The 17,038-nt window shown below is 43.2% G+C and carries 13 protein-coding genes; 7 read left to right on the top strand and 6 right to left on the bottom strand.

The window, feature by feature from the left end; all coding sequences use genetic code 11:
• Position 1: 1 nt before the first annotated feature.
• The gene (locus MHB37_RS01345) at positions 2-802 is read right to left on the bottom strand and encodes a hypothetical protein (protein WP_076126993.1); all 801 of its coding nucleotides are present in this window, start codon (positions 800-802) and stop codon (positions 2-4) included.
• Positions 803-1,328: 526 nt separating this feature from the next.
• On the opposite strand from MHB37_RS01345, the gene hflX reads away from it, so the two are divergent.
• Positions 1,329-2,594 carry a GTPase HflX gene (gene hflX / locus MHB37_RS01340; protein WP_076220524.1) on the top strand — a complete coding sequence of 422 codons (1,266 nt, stop codon included), beginning with the start codon at positions 1,329-1,331 and terminating at the stop codon, positions 2,592-2,594.
• A gap of 155 nt (positions 2,595-2,749) precedes the next feature.
• On the opposite strand, the gene MHB37_RS01335 is transcribed toward hflX, so the two are convergent.
• From MHB37_RS01335 to MHB37_RS01320, 4 genes are all read right to left on the bottom strand, one after another.
• Complete coding sequence (locus MHB37_RS01335) at positions 2,750-3,478, bottom strand: protein-glutamine gamma-glutamyltransferase (RefSeq protein WP_076305114.1); 729 nt, start codon at positions 3,476-3,478, stop codon at positions 2,750-2,752.
• Between the two features lie 75 nt (positions 3,479-3,553).
• Complete coding sequence (locus MHB37_RS01330; protein ID WP_076275928.1) at positions 3,554-4,816, bottom strand: CdaR family transcriptional regulator; 1,263 nt, start codon at positions 4,814-4,816, stop codon at positions 3,554-3,556.
• A 701-nt stretch (positions 4,817-5,517) separates the two neighbouring features.
• Positions 5,518-6,651, bottom strand: a complete 1,134-nt coding sequence (gene ald / locus MHB37_RS01325; protein ID WP_076308745.1) for an alanine dehydrogenase — start codon at positions 6,649-6,651, stop codon at positions 5,518-5,520.
• 281 nt (positions 6,652-6,932) lie between these two features.
• Entirely contained in the window at positions 6,933-8,159 is a 1,227-nt protein-coding gene (locus MHB37_RS01320) for a Zn-dependent hydrolase (RefSeq protein ID WP_076308744.1), read from the bottom strand.
• 220 nt (positions 8,160-8,379) lie between these two features.
• On the opposite strand from MHB37_RS01320, the gene MHB37_RS01315 reads away from it, so the two are divergent.
• From MHB37_RS01315 to MHB37_RS01300, 4 genes are read left to right on the top strand one after another with little or no spacing between them, the layout of a single operon-like run.
• Positions 8,380-9,438, top strand: coding sequence for a glycosyltransferase family A protein (locus MHB37_RS01315; RefSeq protein WP_076126983.1), 1,059 nt, complete (start codon positions 8,380-8,382; stop codon positions 9,436-9,438).
• Positions 9,435-10,562, top strand: a complete 1,128-nt coding sequence (locus tag MHB37_RS01310; protein ID WP_076126981.1) for a polysaccharide pyruvyl transferase family protein — start codon at positions 9,435-9,437, stop codon at positions 10,560-10,562. Before MHB37_RS01315 ends, MHB37_RS01310 begins: the two co-directional genes overlap by 4 nt.
• Entirely contained in the window at positions 10,537-12,084 is a 1,548-nt protein-coding gene (locus MHB37_RS01305) for a sugar isomerase (protein WP_076126979.1), read from the top strand. Before MHB37_RS01310 ends, MHB37_RS01305 begins: the two co-directional genes overlap by 26 nt.
• Before the next feature lie 19 nt (positions 12,085-12,103).
• Positions 12,104-13,420 (top strand): glycosyltransferase family A protein, encoded by a 1,317-nt coding sequence (locus MHB37_RS01300; protein WP_076279949.1) that lies wholly within the window; start codon positions 12,104-12,106, stop codon positions 13,418-13,420.
• Here MHB37_RS01300 and MHB37_RS01295 read toward each other — a convergent pair.
• Positions 13,406-14,506, bottom strand: a complete 1,101-nt coding sequence (locus MHB37_RS01295) for a low specificity L-threonine aldolase (RefSeq protein WP_076279948.1) — start codon at positions 14,504-14,506, stop codon at positions 13,406-13,408. The two genes, MHB37_RS01300 and MHB37_RS01295, sit on opposite strands and share 15 nt — an antisense overlap.
• A 157-nt stretch (positions 14,507-14,663) precedes the next feature.
• Here MHB37_RS01295 and udk point away from each other — a divergent pair, with 157 nt between their 5' ends.
• Both udk and MHB37_RS01285 read left to right on the top strand, forming a co-directional pair.
• Positions 14,664-15,290: a uridine kinase gene (gene udk, locus MHB37_RS01290; RefSeq protein WP_036687251.1), complete on the top strand. Its 627-nt coding sequence runs from the start codon at positions 14,664-14,666 to the stop codon at positions 15,288-15,290.
• Between the two features lie 146 nt (positions 15,291-15,436).
• Positions 15,437-17,029: a spore germination protein gene (locus MHB37_RS01285; protein WP_076192561.1), complete on the top strand. Its 1,593-nt coding sequence runs from the start codon at positions 15,437-15,439 to the stop codon at positions 17,027-17,029.
• Positions 17,030-17,038 lie beyond the last annotated feature (9 nt).

The following is a 17,038-nucleotide window of genomic DNA, read 5'->3' as shown; positions in this document are numbered from 1 at the left end:
ATTACCATTGCTCGGACATTTTAAAGGTAACTGCGAGATCGTCCCCGCCCGAGAGGGAGTTTACCACCAATGTGACAGGTTCATCATGGAACTCGTATGAGAGTCGCTCATTAAGTAAATTGACCGCCAGATTCGCATACGCCCCAGAAATCCCTGATCCTGTACCTTGCATAATAACTTTTCCACCCGTGACCGTAGTGCAGGTATAGTTCACTAGCAGCGCCGTGTCCGTGACAGGAATATTTGTAGTCGGTGTAGGATAATTCTCGAAGGCCCCATCAAGGGTCCCGCCTGCAACGACCATATATCGCACAGGTCTTTTGGACATAACATCTAAAGCTGCCGGTCGAATCTCAGCCGCAAGACCTTGTGGAATAGCAAAGCCAGGACGCCTCATGAAGCTGATTGCTGCAAAGTCAGTCGATGTAACGGTCACGTTATCACGTATTTCCGAAGTTATTCGGCTCACTTGAAACACTTCAAGATCAACGGCCGTCCATACACCGTCCGCATCAACAAGGAAAACCTGAATCTTCATCTGCTCCTGTGAATATACAAAATTAAATTGGAATAAATCCTCTACCATGACATAGGTCTTGCTTAAGGTCTCCTGATATTGCAGCTCAAATAACTCTTCAACAAAAATGGCCTGGGGACTGACACTATTGGATAAGCCCGTAATATAACAAAACGCGCCAGCCGATCCATTGTTGACAACTTTGATCACTACTTGATCTATTGGCCGAGTACCGTCGACTGGTAAATTAATAATGGTGTTTGTGGACAGAACAGGCAATGTCATCACACCTCCTATATATCAATTCATATATGATATGTAAACATTGTTTAGAATTATTGGGTGTAATTAAAATACAAGAGATGTTCCAGAGCATAAATTGAAATTTGCCACTAAATAACGAATGTGGTAAACTCGACTTAACTTTTATGAACGGAGGGTTACGTGTGATAGACTTTATCCGAGTTAGAACTTTGCGCGGCTAATTGAATAGCGCTAAAGCTCTGCCCATGTGCAGAGGACTCAGGATTGGTCTACCCATTTTTAAAGGTAACCCGATAATTTAACAACAGCGTGTAGGGAGGATTCTCTTCACCTCCATTCCTTTAAGAATTGAACATCCATAGAAGCCGATTAGCCAACTGCTGCTCGCAAGGGATCAAAGTGACTCTTCCCTGCGACTGGACTGTTGTTTAATTCATTCTACCTATGGAAGGCCCTAACTCTGACGTCCTCTAACGAACCGTAAGCACAGGCAGATTGCCTGTGTTTTTTTGCGTTTATTATTTACTATTGGAGGATGAATAAATATATGGAACAAATACGAGAAAAAGCAATTATAGTCGGTGTCCAGCTTCAGAACGAAACGAATTTCGCCTATTCGATGGAAGAGCTGAGCAATCTGGCAGTTGCCTGTGACCTTGAAGTCGTAGGAGAGCTTAGTCAAAAGGCAAGTCGAATTAACCCCTCCCATTATATCGGGACAGGTAAAATCGAGGAATTATCGGCACTTTTAGAAGCACACGATGCTCCTATTGTTATTTTTAACGACGAACTGTCACCTTCACAGATCCGCAATTTGGAGTCCGCACTGGACCGTCAGGTCATTGACCGGACCATTCTGATCTTGAATATTTTTGCGGAAAGAGCGAAGACCAAGGAAGCCCAGCTGCAAGTTGAAGTAGCCAAGCTGCAATATATGCTGCCGCGCCTCACAGGTCTTCGTGAGTCGCTGGGCAGACAAGGTGGCGGAGCTGGACTTAAAAACAGAGGTGCTGGTGAAACCAAGCTAGAGCTGGACCGCAGAAGAATTGAAGAGCGGATTACTGCTTTACAGGTTGAACTGCAACAACAAGTAGCAAGACGCCAAATCCAGCGGAAACAACGGCATAAAAATGAAGTTCCCGTCGTCTGCCTGGTAGGCTATACGAACACCGGAAAATCCAGCTTAATGAATGTCATGGTAGAGACTTACCATCCGGGTTCCCATAAACAAGTATTCGCCAAGGATATGCTGTTCGCTACACTAGAGACATCGGTTCGCAGCATTGAGCTGCCTGATCACAAAACCTTTTTATTAACAGATACTGTCGGATTCGTCAGCCAGCTTCCCCATCATCTGGTCAAAGCGTTCCGCTCCACTCTTGAAGAGGTTACCGAAGCGGACTTATTGATTCACGTAGTCGATATTTCCGATCCGCAGCATCAACAGCATATGGCGGTTACAGATGAGACGCTCAAAGCACTTGGCGCTGACCAGCTTCCAACGATTTATGCCTATAATAAAGCTGATCTGACTGATTTGCCTTACCCGCAAATTGAAGGTGACAATGTCTACCTTTCCGCCAAGCAAAATAGCGGAATGGCTGAACTTACCGCTCTGATCCGCAGCCATGTTTTTACGGACTATGTCCAGTGTGAGATTCTGGTTCCATTTGATCGGGGTAATGTAGTCTCTTATTTCAATGAACATGCCCATGTTCAATCTACTAGCTATGAAGAAACAGGCACACGCCTTGAGCTGGAATGCAGAAAATCTGATTTTGAGAAATTCCGCAACGATTTTATTGAGCTATAACAAATTAGAAACGACGTGGTAATCCTTAATTAAAAAAGAGGGATAGAGTTTTCAGAGTTATCTGAAGCTCTATCCCTTTCCTTTGTGAATAAAAAATGAACAATACAAAAGAGCCCCCTCTTTGCATTGCTCAGTAAGTATAAAATAGGCAGACGCTAGATCTTATAAATATAGTTTCTAGAGCCTATCCTTGAACATACAGTGTATCGGAAGCTTCTATTGTTGGCTGCCGGTAAAACCGTTCCTGCAGATAACCGCTGTAAGTAATTAAAGTCTGGATGCACCGATTCATCCGTTAAATAGGCCGAGATATCACTCCCATATACTCTTTCCTGATTCAGAGAGTCTATGATGATCTCTCCAGTAGTAATCCCTATGCCATGGCCGTAAAACAGATCATTTTCGAGTTTAATTGCATTCTCGCCCTGCCATTCTGGCTTGCTCGGAGCATGATCGGGATTCTTGAAATATACAACGTCTCCCCGCTGCGTTAGTTCCTTGTTGTAGTTTGTAATTAAGCGTAGATTCTCATCGTAATTCCAGTCCCATAAGAACAAATCCTTGAAATACTGATTAAACGCTTCCTCACCTATAGCTTCAATCGTCGCCCGATACATAACAATGACCATGGCTGTCGCGCATTCAAAGGCATATAAATGACCATTCCGAAAAATATCTTTAATCCCCACTGTGGGTTCCACGCCAGCGTTCAGTTGAAGCCCACCAATCTCTGTACGTGTCCAAAACTGCGGATTGCAGCGGGAATCATCAAATGTTGCAAAATCCACTCCACTTTCATTTAAAGCTTCAGCCGATTCCACGATGCTATCTCTCATTTTGCGCTCAAAGTCAAGGGCATCGGGTGAACGAACTTCCTTCACCATGCTTAGTCCCTCCAATGTAATAGGTTCTAAATATAGGTTATTGTACGTGTTCGTTACCGGGTTGGTGCTTAATTCTCATGATTCCCTGGCATCCACGAACCACTGGTTAAGCTGCCGTGTCTCTTCCGTCAAAATATCCAGGAAAATAGAAGTGCGATAACCCGTATCCTTCAAGCTTTTGCCCGTAATCTCTGCAATTCGGTTTAATCTATAAAGCAATGTATTAGTGTGTATATGTAAAAAAGCCGCGGATTCCTTTAAATTGCCGCTTAATGATAAATAGACAGCGATGGTTTTGAGAAAATCACTTTTATGCTCGCGATCATGTTCTTTTAGCGGATATAGCAACGGGCTTTTACGAATTCGACTGCGCTTTTGCTCCATAATAGCCGGTATATATGCCCAAAATCCAATCTCCTCGTACAATAGCAGCTCCCGCCCATGAAAAGGCAGCAGCTTTTTGATCTCCACAATGGACACCGCTTCCCAATAGGCAATAGCCGCGGACATATATTCAGTGTAATCGAGACTACAGCCAGCAGCCAGTGTGCAGCCTTCACTCTTATACATATCCTCCATTGTTTTATGCAGGAATGAAGATAATCCACCCGCCCCCTCGATCACAAAGCTGAAGGAAAACAAAATAATCAGCCGATTATGCTCAGCCGTCAGAAATAGTAATTGCAGTCCGGAATAAGATGCCATAACCTGCCGAAACCGGAGTATTAAATGATCATCGATTACCTTGTCACTTTCAAACACGCTAATATAATATTTTTCCGGCAAAAGAATGGACCAAAATTCCGCATCCTTTTTAATATTTGCTTCGTTGTCGTAGTGGGAGGTAATCAGCTTCCAGAAAAAGTCCTCATGCGTTTTGTCCTGCTTCGTTTTCCAACCTCGCTGCTTAAGTAAATAACGGCCTACGATACCTGCCGCCTTCTCAACGATATTTTCGGCATGCCCTTCTACCAGGTTGCCTGTATCTACTACCCATATGTACCCGAGAATTTCCTTTTGATGTTTAATACAAATGGCCAGCCGGGGACCAAGTCCCACCTCCAGCACTGCAGGAATTCGAATGGGATGTGCCGCGCTCTCCAGCTGCTGCATAATCCCTTTTTTGCGCAAGCCAATAATCACAGCGTTAGGTACACGCTTCCCGATAATCGTTGAAATCCGCGCGGAGTCACTCTCAAATTCATGCGAGCTGTAGCCAATCACATGATGATTGCTGTCCTCGATGGTAACTTGAGACTGTAGCGATTCACTTATCGTATCCGCCAATGATTCCATACTGTCGAAGAAACGATCAAATAATGGATCCTTATCTGTCACTAGCTTCACTCCCACCTGAAGAATAACCAAATCCTGTACTCTAGAGTGATTTCATTATAGTATGCATCCCCCTAGCTGACTATAAGATAAATAGCTGGTTTAGGTGAGGGGCGAGATCGGCTTGTTGAGGAAGGTGTTTGGGACGGGGATGATTGGTGGGGGTTTTGTTGGGGGGTGTGGGGAGTTTTGTCGGGGTATTTGGTAAGGTTTAATAGTTGTTGGTGTTTACGAATATTATAGATGGTTTTTAGGGAACATCCCCCGGAAATTCTGTGTTTTAAATAATTGGGGAAATCCTCCCTAATATTCTGCACTTTAAGCATCACATGATCATAATTGGGGAAATCCTCCCTGATTTTCTTCTGTTTTGCGTATAAACAGGCGTATTCCTCGTTTTTTAGGGAGGAATTCCCTAATAACAGCATTTTTAAGCTATTTTCGCGTTTTTTTAGGGAGAATTTCCCTAAAACATCTCTCATCAAAGCTTTCACCCTATCCATCCAACTTCACTACGTAATCTATCCACCATAGCACCGCACGAGCAAACATCTACTGCATCTAATTACACTGAAACGCAATCTATTTACTTTAACGCCGTACTGACCAACTTCCACCCGGTCTCCACCGCAAGAAACGCCAAACAGCAAGCTCCCCGCAGAGAGCTTGCTGTTTGGCTCATTCCATTATGGAACGTGTCTATTTTAGATCAATGTGAATGTCTGCTCCATGGCTTGCTCAACCGAATAAGGTGTCTCACCCAACGCTTCGGCAACAGCTAGGCAGGTGATTCTGCCATTGGCTACATTCACGCCGCTTCTTAAGCCGTCATTATCCTGAATCGCCTTGATCACACCTTTATTGGCAATTTGCAGGGCATATGGAACTGTAACATTTGTTAAGGCAATAGTTGAGGTCTTAGGAACAGCGCCTGGCATATTAGCCACGGAATAATGCAGCACGCCGTGTTTCACAAACACGGGATTATCATGTGTCGTCACTCTGTCGATGGTTTCTACAATGCCACCTTGGTCAATGGCCACGTCAACGATCACTGATCCCGGCTTCATGGTCTTGACCATTTCTTCAGTAACCAGCTTCGGTGCTTTAGCACCCGGAATTAACACGGCACCTACCAGCAGATCCGCTTCAGCCACTGCTTTGGCAATATTATAAGGGTTAGAGATCAACGTATTAATCTGTGCTCCAAAAATATCATCTAATTGACGTAGTCTCTCCGCGCTGAGGTCAACTATCGTAACATCTGCGCCTAAGCCAATAGCCATCTTAGCTGCATTAGTACCTACTACACCGCCGCCAATAATACTCACTTTACCTCGACTAACGCCAGGAACTCCGGAAAGAAGAATACCTTGTCCGCCGTAGTTCTTTTGCAGGAACTGCGCGCCCAATTGGACGGACATCCGGCCAGCTACTTCGCTCATCGGTGTTAACAGCGGCAAGGTGCGTCCATGAACAACCGTCTCATATCCGATCGCAAAGACGCCTTTGTCTTTTAGCGCAGCAGCCAAGGCAGGCTCTGGAGCAAGATGAAGATACGTAAATAGAATAAGGCCTGGACGGAAATAGGGGTACTCAGTTGCTAATGGTTCTTTTACCTTCATCACCATTTCAGCAGAGCTCCAGACCTTTGCTGCATCCTCAATCAATTGTGCTCCGGCAGAGACATACTCTTCGTTAGGAAATCCGCTGCCCACACCGGCTCCAGCTTCTACGAGCACTTGATGACCTTCAGTAATTAAACTAACTACACCCGCAGGGGTTATGGCAACACGATTTTCATTGTTTTTAATTTCTTTAGGTACTCCGATAATCATCATTCATCTCTCCCATCTAATGTAGATCCCTTATGTAAAGAATGATAACATATGATTAGCATTCCCATTTTGTTAAAAAATTAAAATATTATCTACCATGATTGTGTTTTTACACAAAGGATCAGACTTAACTGCCCATTAATCTTTAACCATTTTGGTACTCAACACAACCATCTTTATTATCTCATAAAAAAAGACACCCTATAGAGTGCCTTTTTGACGATTTTGTATGAAATTAAAGCGACTACCTTATCGCATGCTGTTATATTAAGTGACATTACCTATCTTGATAATAACAACATCACTGTTTCTAACACTACATTTACCCCTTTTTCGCAGTCTTCATAAGAGGTTAGTTCCTCTTCACAATGGCTTTTACCCTTCACGCTAGGCACGAACACCATTGCGGATGGCAGAAAGCTGGCTACGAATTGTGCGTCATGCCCTGCACCACTTGCGATCTTTCGACTGGAATAACCCAAGGTTTGAGCCGCTTGCTCCACCAAATCACACACATTCTGATCAAACCACACCGTATCTCGGCCCCAAAGCTTAGTCTTGCTTACTTCACAATCCAGCAGTTGCTCTGGCAAACCGTTGACAATGGCTTCCACTTCACGCACAATCTCCATCTCTTTATGTCTGGCTTCAATGGTGAAAATCACTTTATTGGGAATGACGGTATGGATATTAGGAAGCACATTCATTCTGCCCATCGTATACACAAGCTCGGAATCGAGCGCCCCCATCTTGCTCCGCAGCTCAATAATCAGATCTGTAGCAGCAAACAAAGCATCTTTGCGCATCGCCATAGGGGTTGTGCCCGCATGATCGGATTCTCCCGTCACCTCAATCTCGTAACAGGCCATACCAACTACACAGTCAACCAGCCCAATCGTCAGCTCCTCTTTTTCAAGAACAGGCCCTTGCTCGATATGAAGCTCCAAATAAGCGGTGGCTTCGGTGATACGATTGCTCATTTCTCCCTTATATCCACTCTTCTCCAGCGCTTCACCAAAGGTGATGCCTGCTGGATCTTTTTTGTTCAACATAACACTTTTATCAAACTTTCCGGACAACACACCAGAGGCCATCATCGATGGCTCAAAACGTGCCCCCTCTTCATTCGTAAAATTCATAATCGTCACCGGAACCTTCGGCTTAATCCCGTAATCTACAAGCGTCCGCACCACCTCTAGACCCGCGATAACCCCCAGGACGCCATCGAATCTGCCCCCTTTTTTCACAGTATCCATATGCGAGCCAATCACAATCGGAAGCCCGGAAGTTTCGCCTGCCAGTGTGGCATACATCGTCCCCATATCATCCATCTTCACAGACATTCCGAGCTCTTCACAACAGGCACGAAAATAATCCCGAACTTTAAGATCCTCTTCCGTCAGCGATAATCGGGTCACGCCATTTTTATCTGTACGCCCATAATCGGCAAATGCCTCGATTGTATTCTTCAGTCTCTCACCGTTCACGAATATTTTTTGCAGCTGCATCCCAGATCCCTCCGCTTCGAGCATTTTGTTGGCTTTCTATCTATGTTAAACCAAACCATAATATTTTCATTTTACATATTGTAATAACTATTATTCACATGATGCTACAACGAGTAGAGCCAGCAATAAGTAAACTAAAGTAGTATATACAATCTTTTCATACGAGGGGTAAGCTTAAGATAGCTTATCATCCAGTTTTCCACAGGAAAGGAGCGAGCCCATGAATCTAAGCCTTGTGATCCCGGTATACAATATAGAGCAGTATATAACCCCTATGTTTAATTCACTGCTTGACCAAAGCGATCCGCATTTCGAAGTCATCATCGTAGATGATGGTTCTACGGATAACACTTACAACGTTATAGAAAAGATTCTTTCGCGTAATCCCGCCCTTTTCTGTAAAGTCATTCGAACGGAGAATCATGGAGTAAGCGCGGCTAGAAATAGGGGTTTAGCTGAAGCCACAGGTAATTATGTTCTTTTTGTCGATGGAGATGATTATGTCTCCGCAGACTTGGTCTCAACCATTCATTCTTATACTCAAGATGAACAACCCGAGATTATTTGCTGGGGTTATAATCATGTCTCAGAAGGCAGAGAAACTCTATTAAGCTGTACCTCTGATTTCAGCGACGTGACGGGAAGCGAAGCACTGGCGCGGATTTTCGTGAACAAAAGCTTGCGAATATGGACAGGGAGTATCGCTTATAAGCGAGAATTCTTACTTCTCCACGGGTTAGGTTATACAGAACGCTGTGTGAATGGAGAGGATCAAGAGTTCATCTACAAAGCCTTGTCCAGAGCGGCCAGAGTCATCTCAATCCCGGATATACTATCATTTTATTTACAGAGAAACTCCTCCATCTCCAACAGCTATAACGTGAATAAATTCGATGTAGTGGATGCTTTCAAAAGGGTGGATGAATATTTCAAAACCTATCCCTTTGCTGAACTAGATACGATCTCACCTTTGTTAATGAACCGGGAGCTGATCGAGAACTACTTTTTCAACCTCAAAACCTGTCTAAATGGTACGGAAGGGGTAAGCATTCAGGAATTACTTCGTGACATCAACCATACCTATCCCAAGCTCAATCAAGAAATGGATGAACTCATAAGACGTTATAGAGGAGATAATCGCAGATTAACCCTTTATATCAGAACATTTTTAATCTCCCCGCTTCTATATCACAGATTCATCTCTGTGGAGAGAGGCTTATCCAGGTTCAAGCGCAACCTACTTAAAGGGAACGGAACCCGAAAGGAATCTAGAATATGAAAAAGATGCTGATATACGCCTATACCGAATTTAATCTGGGCGATGATCTATTCATTAAGGTGCTGTGCGAAAGATATCCGGATACCAAATTCAGAATTTGCGCACCACGCCTCTATAAACAATGTTTCAAAGAGCTCCCTAACCTCAAAGTGTATCCTTCCGATTCCCTTCTTCTAAGAGGCATTGGCTATATTTGCAGGAAGCTAAAGATACATAATGTGGCTCACAAATATCTGGCAGATCACTCAGATGGCGTCGTTCATATCGGCGGCTCAATTTTCATGGAAGCAGACCACTGGGCAGAGCATTTCAAGAATGCAGAAGTCATTCGTAATCAAAATAAGCCTTACTATCTGTTAGGATCTAATTTTGGCCCTTTTACAAATCAAGAATACTATGATGAGCACAAGCGGATTTTCAAGGATTATACAGATATATGTTTCAGAGAACAGTACTCTTATGATTTATTTAAGGATCTGGATAATGTCCGCTTAGCCCCAGATATTATTTTTCAGCTAGACCCGCCAGATATTCCAAACGAACCGGAGGATTACATCGTCTTATCCGTTATTAAACCTTCTGCGAAAGGTCTGAACGGTTTTGACAACCTCTATTATGAAAAAATGAAAGAACTCGCAATTTATTTCATTGAAAAAGGTTACGCGGTTCATTTCATGTCATTTTGCGAACACGAAGGCGATCAACTGGCGATTGAAGAGATTCAGCGCCTTATCGGTCCCTCCTACAAGGATGCTATTCAAGTGCATTTATATAAAACGAACATGGAAGAAGTGTTGTCCGTGTTAGCTAATGCCAGTTCTATTGTGGCTTCAAGATTCCATGCAATGATTCTGGGCTGGGTATTTAATAAACCGGTATTCCCTGTAGCCTACAGCAAAAAAATGGTCAATGTAATGGAAGATGTTGGATTCACAGGTCTGTATGCCGATTTCAACACGCTGGAACAGGTCCAGCCTGCACAGATTTTTGAAAGTATGATCACCTGCTCTATGGATGTCACACTGCAAGCAAAACAAGCCGAAAGACATTTCGAGCATCTAGATACGTATTTACCGCTTTACGAAAGGGGGATTCGTTATGAAAGCCAAGCGGAGCATTCTTAACTTATCCTTTGGACTGGGAAGTCAACTCATCACGATTATCCTCGGTTTTTTTATACCCAGACTGATAATGGTCAACTATGGCTCTGAGGCCAATGGGTTGATCGCTTCGATTGTGCAGATTATTAGTTATTTGGCGCTGCTGGAAGCAGGTGTTGGGGCGGCCTCGATCCAAGCACTTTACAAGCCGGTAGCTTCGGATAATAAAAACAATATCAACTCTATTCTGGCTGCCACCTCCAGCTATTATAAAAAAACAGGTATTTACTATTTCTTCGCCGTACTGCTACTCGCCATCGTGTACCCGCTAGTGATCTCGTCTGAGATCGATAAATTATCGATTATGGTCATTATTTTGCTTACGGGGATGGGCGGAGCAATCAATTATTATTTTCAGGGGAAATTCAAGGTCCTGCTCGCTGCGGAGGGAAAAAGCTATGTAGAGACTTCCATTGTCACTGTGGCTAATATTATGAACAGCCTGATCCGGATTCTGTTATTACTGCAAGGTGTGGACATTATTGCGGTTCAAGCTTCCTATTTTATCTTAACTTTACTTCAAATCATCGCTTTCTATATTTATATGAATAAGAATTACAAGTGGATCAACCTGAATCTTAAACCAGACTATGAAGCCATTGGTCAAAAGAATTCCGTATTAGTCCATGAAATCTCCTATTTGGTGTTTAGAAATACTGACGTACTTATATTAACCATCTTTACGAATCTAAAAATCGTCAGTATCTATGTTATGTACAATATGATTTTTACGATCGTGGATAATATCGTCCAGACCATAAACGGAAGTGTGAAGGCTGCCCTCGGGCAAAGCTACCATGAGAGTAAAGAAGCATTTATTAAATTTTATGATGCTTACGAAGTGTATTTTATGGGGCTTATCTTCTCGATTTTAACGGTGGCTTACATTTTGATTTTACCCTTTATGAAATTGTATACCGCTGGGGTAAACGACGTGAATTACATTGATATGTGGCTGCCGGTCTTGTTCGTAGTCATCAAATTATTAACCAATGCCAGAACGTCTTCCAATAATGTGATTACCATCGCTGGACATTTCAAAAAAACACAAAACCGTTCCATTCTGGAATCCGCCATTAATCTGGTGGCTTCTGTTGTCTTCGTAATCTTCATGGGAATTTACGGTGTACTGATGGGAACGATAGTTGCCCTCCTATACCGCTCCATAGATATTGTGATCTATGCCAGCAAACATTTGCTGGACCGCAGTCCATGGGTCACTTTTAGAAGATGGCTTACGAATGCAGTAGTTTTTGTAGGCATTATTCTCATCACAACTGCCATCGACATCCCGATCCATTCCTATCTGGGGCTTATGATCTGGGGTGTACTTCTAGGACTAGTGATCTTGCCTGTATATTTTGTAATCGGCTCTTTAATGGAACGGGAAGTCTTCCTCTATACATGGGAACATCTCAAAAAGTATCGATACAAACTCAAAAATAAAATTAACGCTCAGCCTGAGGTAAGTGGTTTATCCAAATAACACAACAGGAGGACTGGAAATGGATCATAGCGAGGTTTTGCAGCAAGCCTGTTACGTCTTTCTAAACGACCTAAATGATGAAATAAACCATTCACCCACCATCCAAATAGAGGATACAGAACTATTGCAAAGATGCCGCCAGATCATAGATCAAGAACAAAATGTACAAATCAAACCTTATCTGGAAACCTTATCTGAGGTTATTCATGCCTTTCTCACGGGGAGGGCTTCAGAGGATACTTTAAAATTCTATCTGTCTGAACAATTCAACATTGTTGCCAGTGATATCGCAGGTTTAATTCAGGGGTTGGTTAAAATGGAAAGCCGCATTTCGGATACGGAAATTTCCTACCCAGCAGTCCAATCCTTATCCGATTCTCCCAAGATCAGTGTCATTATCACCACCTATAATAGAAAAGCATTCCTATACCAAGCGATCCAAAGTATCTTAATGCAGGACTATCCCAATAAAGAGATTACAGTGATTGATGATTGTTCTACAGATGGCACGGAAGAGTTAATGCAGCAACACTTTGGGGCGGAGCCACGGGTCATTTACATGCGCAATGCTACCAATAGCGGACCTGGAAATAATCGCCGAAAAGCTTTCGCTGCACATGGTGATGGGGAATATGTTCTTTTTCTCGATGATGATGATTATCTGATCGACATGAATTATTTCAGTAAAGCTGTCCGCTTCCATCTCCTTCATCCCGAAATATCATTTGTAGCTGCGAATGTGTTTCTGGAGTATTCCAAAGCCAAACAACTAAAAATCTCCAATCTGCAGCTTAGCAGCATTATTAAGAAACGCGATTATTTCATGAATTTCGAGAAAAAAGGATATCCAAAACCCGCCTCTACTTTAACTACTGTCTTTAAACGAGAGGCCTTAATGGCTATGGATATCCTAGATATGAATATGGTCAACGATGCTTCCATCTATTTGCGTTCCCTGCTGGTAGGTGATGCGGGCTTCATTGATGTGATTGCCGGCGTGTACAGAATACACGGGAACAATATCACCTTTAATCTGAGCCAAGGATTTTTAATTGAGAATCTGGAAGAAAAGAAACTCATTAAGAATATGGCCGTGCAGAAATATGGATATAACGCACAGGAAATGACGGAATGGTTCAACCACAATGCTTACGATACGATCTCATACTATTTATTAAATTCTGCAAAAGACGCTACAGACTTTAAATTCATGTACCATTGGGCGCTTAACCATTGCCCGCTGATCTACAATCAATTAAAAAATGAGTTTCGCATGAAGCTTATTAAAAAACAACTATTACGAATCTCCTTACTCCGCACGCTACTCGGCAGATGATTCGCTCATTAGCTTATCGAGCAGCAGAAAAAAATCTTTAAGCTTTTCTTTTGGGATGTCGGCATACTTGTCTCCAATGCTGATCTCACAATAAGAAGCATGTTCCCCGGTAGCTCTTATACCCGCGCTTAAACCGATTCCTGTCGCCTCATACACCGCTGACAGAATCGGTTCAATTTGTTCCTTAGACATTTGAAAATGCATGTGAAACATATTGGAGACAGGTTGAGCGGGCAGAGTGGTTACGTCGTGACATTGATTAACCCAAGCAGCAAGCTCCTTTGCACCTTCATAATACTGCTGCATGTTGCCTTCTCTTTGCTGGTAATAATAATCAGAAGAAATGATGTACGGATATAAGCTGATTAAGTCTCCACCATGCCGCCGTTTCCATATCTTTGATTGCTTCGTAAAATCTTCACTGCCTGCAAGAATTGCCCCAGCGATTCCTCCAATTCCTTTATAAAAGGATATATACACACTATCAAAGAGTGCAGAGATTTCAGCTGCTGACTTCCCGTAATACGGGAGGATCTCAAATAATCTTGCCCCATCCAAATGCAATTTAATGCCGCGTGCACGGCAATGAGCAGAAATAGCTTCAAGCTCCGTGTACTCTGGCAGCTGACCACCAATCTCGCGCTGGGGTAATTCCAGCAACAGACAGGCGATATCCTCCTTTAGGTTCGCCACATCCTCCAAAGTGATTAATCGGTTCTTGTCCGCAAGCAAGATAGGCTCAATATGATGTAATTCCTTCAGGCCATCCTGCTCATGGATCTCCAAGTGACATAAGGGATGATAGGCTACTTTTTTCACCTCTTTTTCATCGCACCAAATTCTTAAAGCGATTTGCTGCGCCATCGTTCCGCTCGGAAAGAAAACCGCGGTTTCTTTGCCCAGGATATTCGCCATTTTCGTCTGGAAATCTTCAATCACTTCGCCCGTTCCATAAATATCAGATGCCGTACTGTTCTCTACGGCTGCCAAGGCTTCCTTCAACACTTGCACATCTCTATTCCCATTCCCTGCGATTCGATAGGCCGTTTCATTAAAAGCCTCTTGTACGGTTTTTTTTCCGTTCATTCGTTGGATAACCCCTTCCGGATTTGCCTTGTCCCTAATATAGACGAATTTCCAAAAATCCCATCTTAATTTTACCCGATCTAAGGTGAAAAAACATGAGCGCTGTGCTACAATATTGGAATTGCAACGGCAATCTTAGGGAGGGTTATTGAATCACATGCTCATTATTGGTATCGCCGGCGGCACCGGCTCGGGAAAAACAACCGTAGCCCGCTCCGTCATTGACCGTCTTGGAACGGGAAAGGTAACTTTCATATCTCAAGATAACTACTATAAGGATCACTCACATCTCAGCTTTGCTGAACGTGAATCCATTAATTACGATCATCCTTTCGCTTTCGATAACGAGCTGCTCATTGAGCATCTTAAATCTCTGCGCGAAGAACAGACCGCATTCGCTCCCGTGTATGACTTTACAGTCCATGCCCGCTCCACTACAGAGACGGTAGAACTGAAGCCAAACAATATTGTAATCATCGAGGGACTCCACGTCCTTTCTGACGAGAATCTCCGTGAAATGCTCGACATCAAGGTATTCGTGGATGCCGATCCTGATGTACGCATTCTCCGCCGGGTCCTTAGAGATATTGAAGAACGTGGACGGAGCATCCAGTCGATCCATCATCAATATTTGAGTACAGTTAAACCCATGCATGAAGCTTTTATCGAACCATCCAAAAAATACGCTGACCTGATCATCCCTGAAGGTGGCCATAATGAGGTTGGTATTCAGTTGTTGTCCATCCTAACGGAGAAGCATCTATATAACGATTGGACGTCTTAAAGTCTTAATTAAGCGCTTCTAGCTAGCTGCAGAGAATCTCTCTGCGGCTTTTTTGATATGCGTTGACCCATCCATGGTTCAGAATAATCCCACCTCATTCTGGTAATAGCTATATTTACAGCACCAGCGGAAGAGGGATAACAACTATGGGATTTCTGAACAGAACAATAACAAAAGTTTTTAAGAACCCTTCATTAGGGCACCCTAACCCCACTAAAGAATTACCCAAGGAACCCATTAAAGAAAAACTTCAAGATAATATTCAATATATAAAAACAACACTCGGCAATAGTACAGATCTCGTGATTAGAGAATTCTTTATTGGTTCCAAACACCAGATCAAAGCAGCTATTTTCTATACAGATGGATTGGCGGATAGTAAAGCTATTCAGGATTTCATTCTGGAATCACTAATCTTAGAACTTCCAGATCCAAGTCTTGATACACAAACAGCCAACTATCAATTATTAAAAGATCACATGCTCACTGTAGGGGATATTAAAGATGCGACGGAGTTCAATTCTTTATTCACCTCTCTATTATCCGGAGATGTGATCCTCTTACTCAATGGATATACCAAAGGGTTCACCATAGGCATGCGTGACTGGAAAGACCGTGGCGTAACGGAAAGTGCCACTGAAACGGTGATTCGTGGACCTAAGGAAGCCTTCACAGAAAGCTTACGCACGAATACCGCATTAATCCGGCGGAAAATAAAAGACCCCAATCTTTGGTTAGAAACACAGCAAATTGGACGTGTAACACAGACAGACGTAGCCCTCATGTATATCAATGGCATTGTTAGTGATGAGATTCTGCAAGAAGTCCACTCACGTTTAGATCGGATCGACATTGACGGGATCCTGGAAAGTGGCTATATCGAAGAATTAATCGAGGATGAAACCTATACCCCATTTCCAACGATCCATCATACGGAACGCCCTGACGTTATAGCAGCTGCTCTTATGGAAGGAAAAGTAGCCATATTAGTAGATGGGACACCTATAGTAATGACGGTGCCTACCTTATTTGTTTCCTTCATGCAGACGGCGGAAGATTATTATCAACGTGCCGATGTTAGCACCTTAGTACGAATGCTTCGATACTTCAGTATTTTCATTTCACTACTTGCCCCATCTTTGTATGTAGCTATTACTACCTTTCATCAGGAGATGCTGCCCACAACCCTGCTGATCAGTCTAGCCGCACAACGGGAGGGCGTGCCGCTTCCAGCATTTATTGAAGCACTCTTAATGGAGCTTGCCTTTGAGATTATACGAGAAGCGAGTGTACGAATGCCTCAAACCATAGCCCAATCTGTATCCATTGTAGGCACCCTAGTGATTGGGACTGCGGCAGTTGATGCCGGCATTGTTTCTGCTGCCATGCTTATTGTCGTCGCTATTACTGCTATCTCCAGCTTTGTGCTGCCATCCTTCGATCTTGCCCTGACCATCAGAATGCTCCGTTTCCCAATGATGTTCCTTGCTGCATCCTTTGGATTGTTTGGGATCATTATCGGCGTTATTGCGATAGTTCTTCACATGTGCAGCTTACGTTCCTTTGGAATTCCTTATTTGAGCCCGTTTGCTCCCTATAATCTCGCCGATCAAAAGGACACCTTTTTCCGAATGCCGCATTGGGCTATGTTTACCCGCCCTAGACTTATCAATAAAAAAAATATCGTTCGGGAAAAGAGTACACCACCGGAGAAACCGGGAGATCTCACGGAGGAATAGCCCCTGAAA

Source organism: Paenibacillus sp. FSL H3-0286 (assembly GCF_045040705.1).
GTDB lineage: Bacteria > Bacillota > Bacilli > Paenibacillales > Paenibacillaceae > Paenibacillus_AQ > Paenibacillus_AQ odorifer.
The sequence above is the reverse complement of the archived record's forward strand: the minus strand, read 5'-3'. Positions and strand labels throughout refer to the sequence as shown.

What these genes read in the sequence shown, in the direction of transcription:
- MHB37_RS01345 (WP_076126993.1), bottom strand. Translation starts at nt 802, where the DNA reads ATGACATTGCCTGTTCTGTCCACAAACACCATTATTAATTTACCAGTC.
- hflX (WP_076220524.1), top strand. Translation starts at nt 1,329, where the DNA reads ATGGAACAAATACGAGAAAAAGCAATTATAGTCGGTGTCCAGCTTCAG.
- MHB37_RS01335 (WP_076305114.1), bottom strand. Translation starts at nt 3,478, where the DNA reads ATGGTGAAGGAAGTTCGTTCACCCGATGCCCTTGACTTTGAGCGCAAA.
- ald (WP_076308745.1), bottom strand. Translation starts at nt 6,651, where the DNA reads ATGATTATCGGAGTACCTAAAGAAATTAAAAACAATGAAAATCGTGTT.
- MHB37_RS01320 (WP_076308744.1), bottom strand. Translation starts at nt 8,159, where the DNA reads ATGCAGCTGCAAAAAATATTCGTGAACGGTGAGAGACTGAAGAATACA.
- MHB37_RS01315 (WP_076126983.1), top strand. Translation starts at nt 8,380, where the DNA reads ATGAATCTAAGCCTTGTGATCCCGGTATACAATATAGAGCAGTATATA.
- MHB37_RS01310 (WP_076126981.1), top strand. Translation starts at nt 9,435, where the DNA reads ATGAAAAAGATGCTGATATACGCCTATACCGAATTTAATCTGGGCGAT.
- MHB37_RS01305 (WP_076126979.1), top strand. Translation starts at nt 10,537, where the DNA reads ATGAAAGCCAAGCGGAGCATTCTTAACTTATCCTTTGGACTGGGAAGT.
- MHB37_RS01300 (WP_076279949.1), top strand. Translation starts at nt 12,104, where the DNA reads ATGGATCATAGCGAGGTTTTGCAGCAAGCCTGTTACGTCTTTCTAAAC.
- MHB37_RS01295 (WP_076279948.1), bottom strand. Translation starts at nt 14,506, where the DNA reads ATGAACGGAAAAAAAACCGTACAAGAGGCTTTTAATGAAACGGCCTAT.
- udk (WP_036687251.1), top strand. Translation starts at nt 14,664, where the DNA reads ATGCTCATTATTGGTATCGCCGGCGGCACCGGCTCGGGAAAAACAACC.
- MHB37_RS01285 (WP_076192561.1), top strand. Translation starts at nt 15,437, where the DNA reads ATGGGATTTCTGAACAGAACAATAACAAAAGTTTTTAAGAACCCTTCA.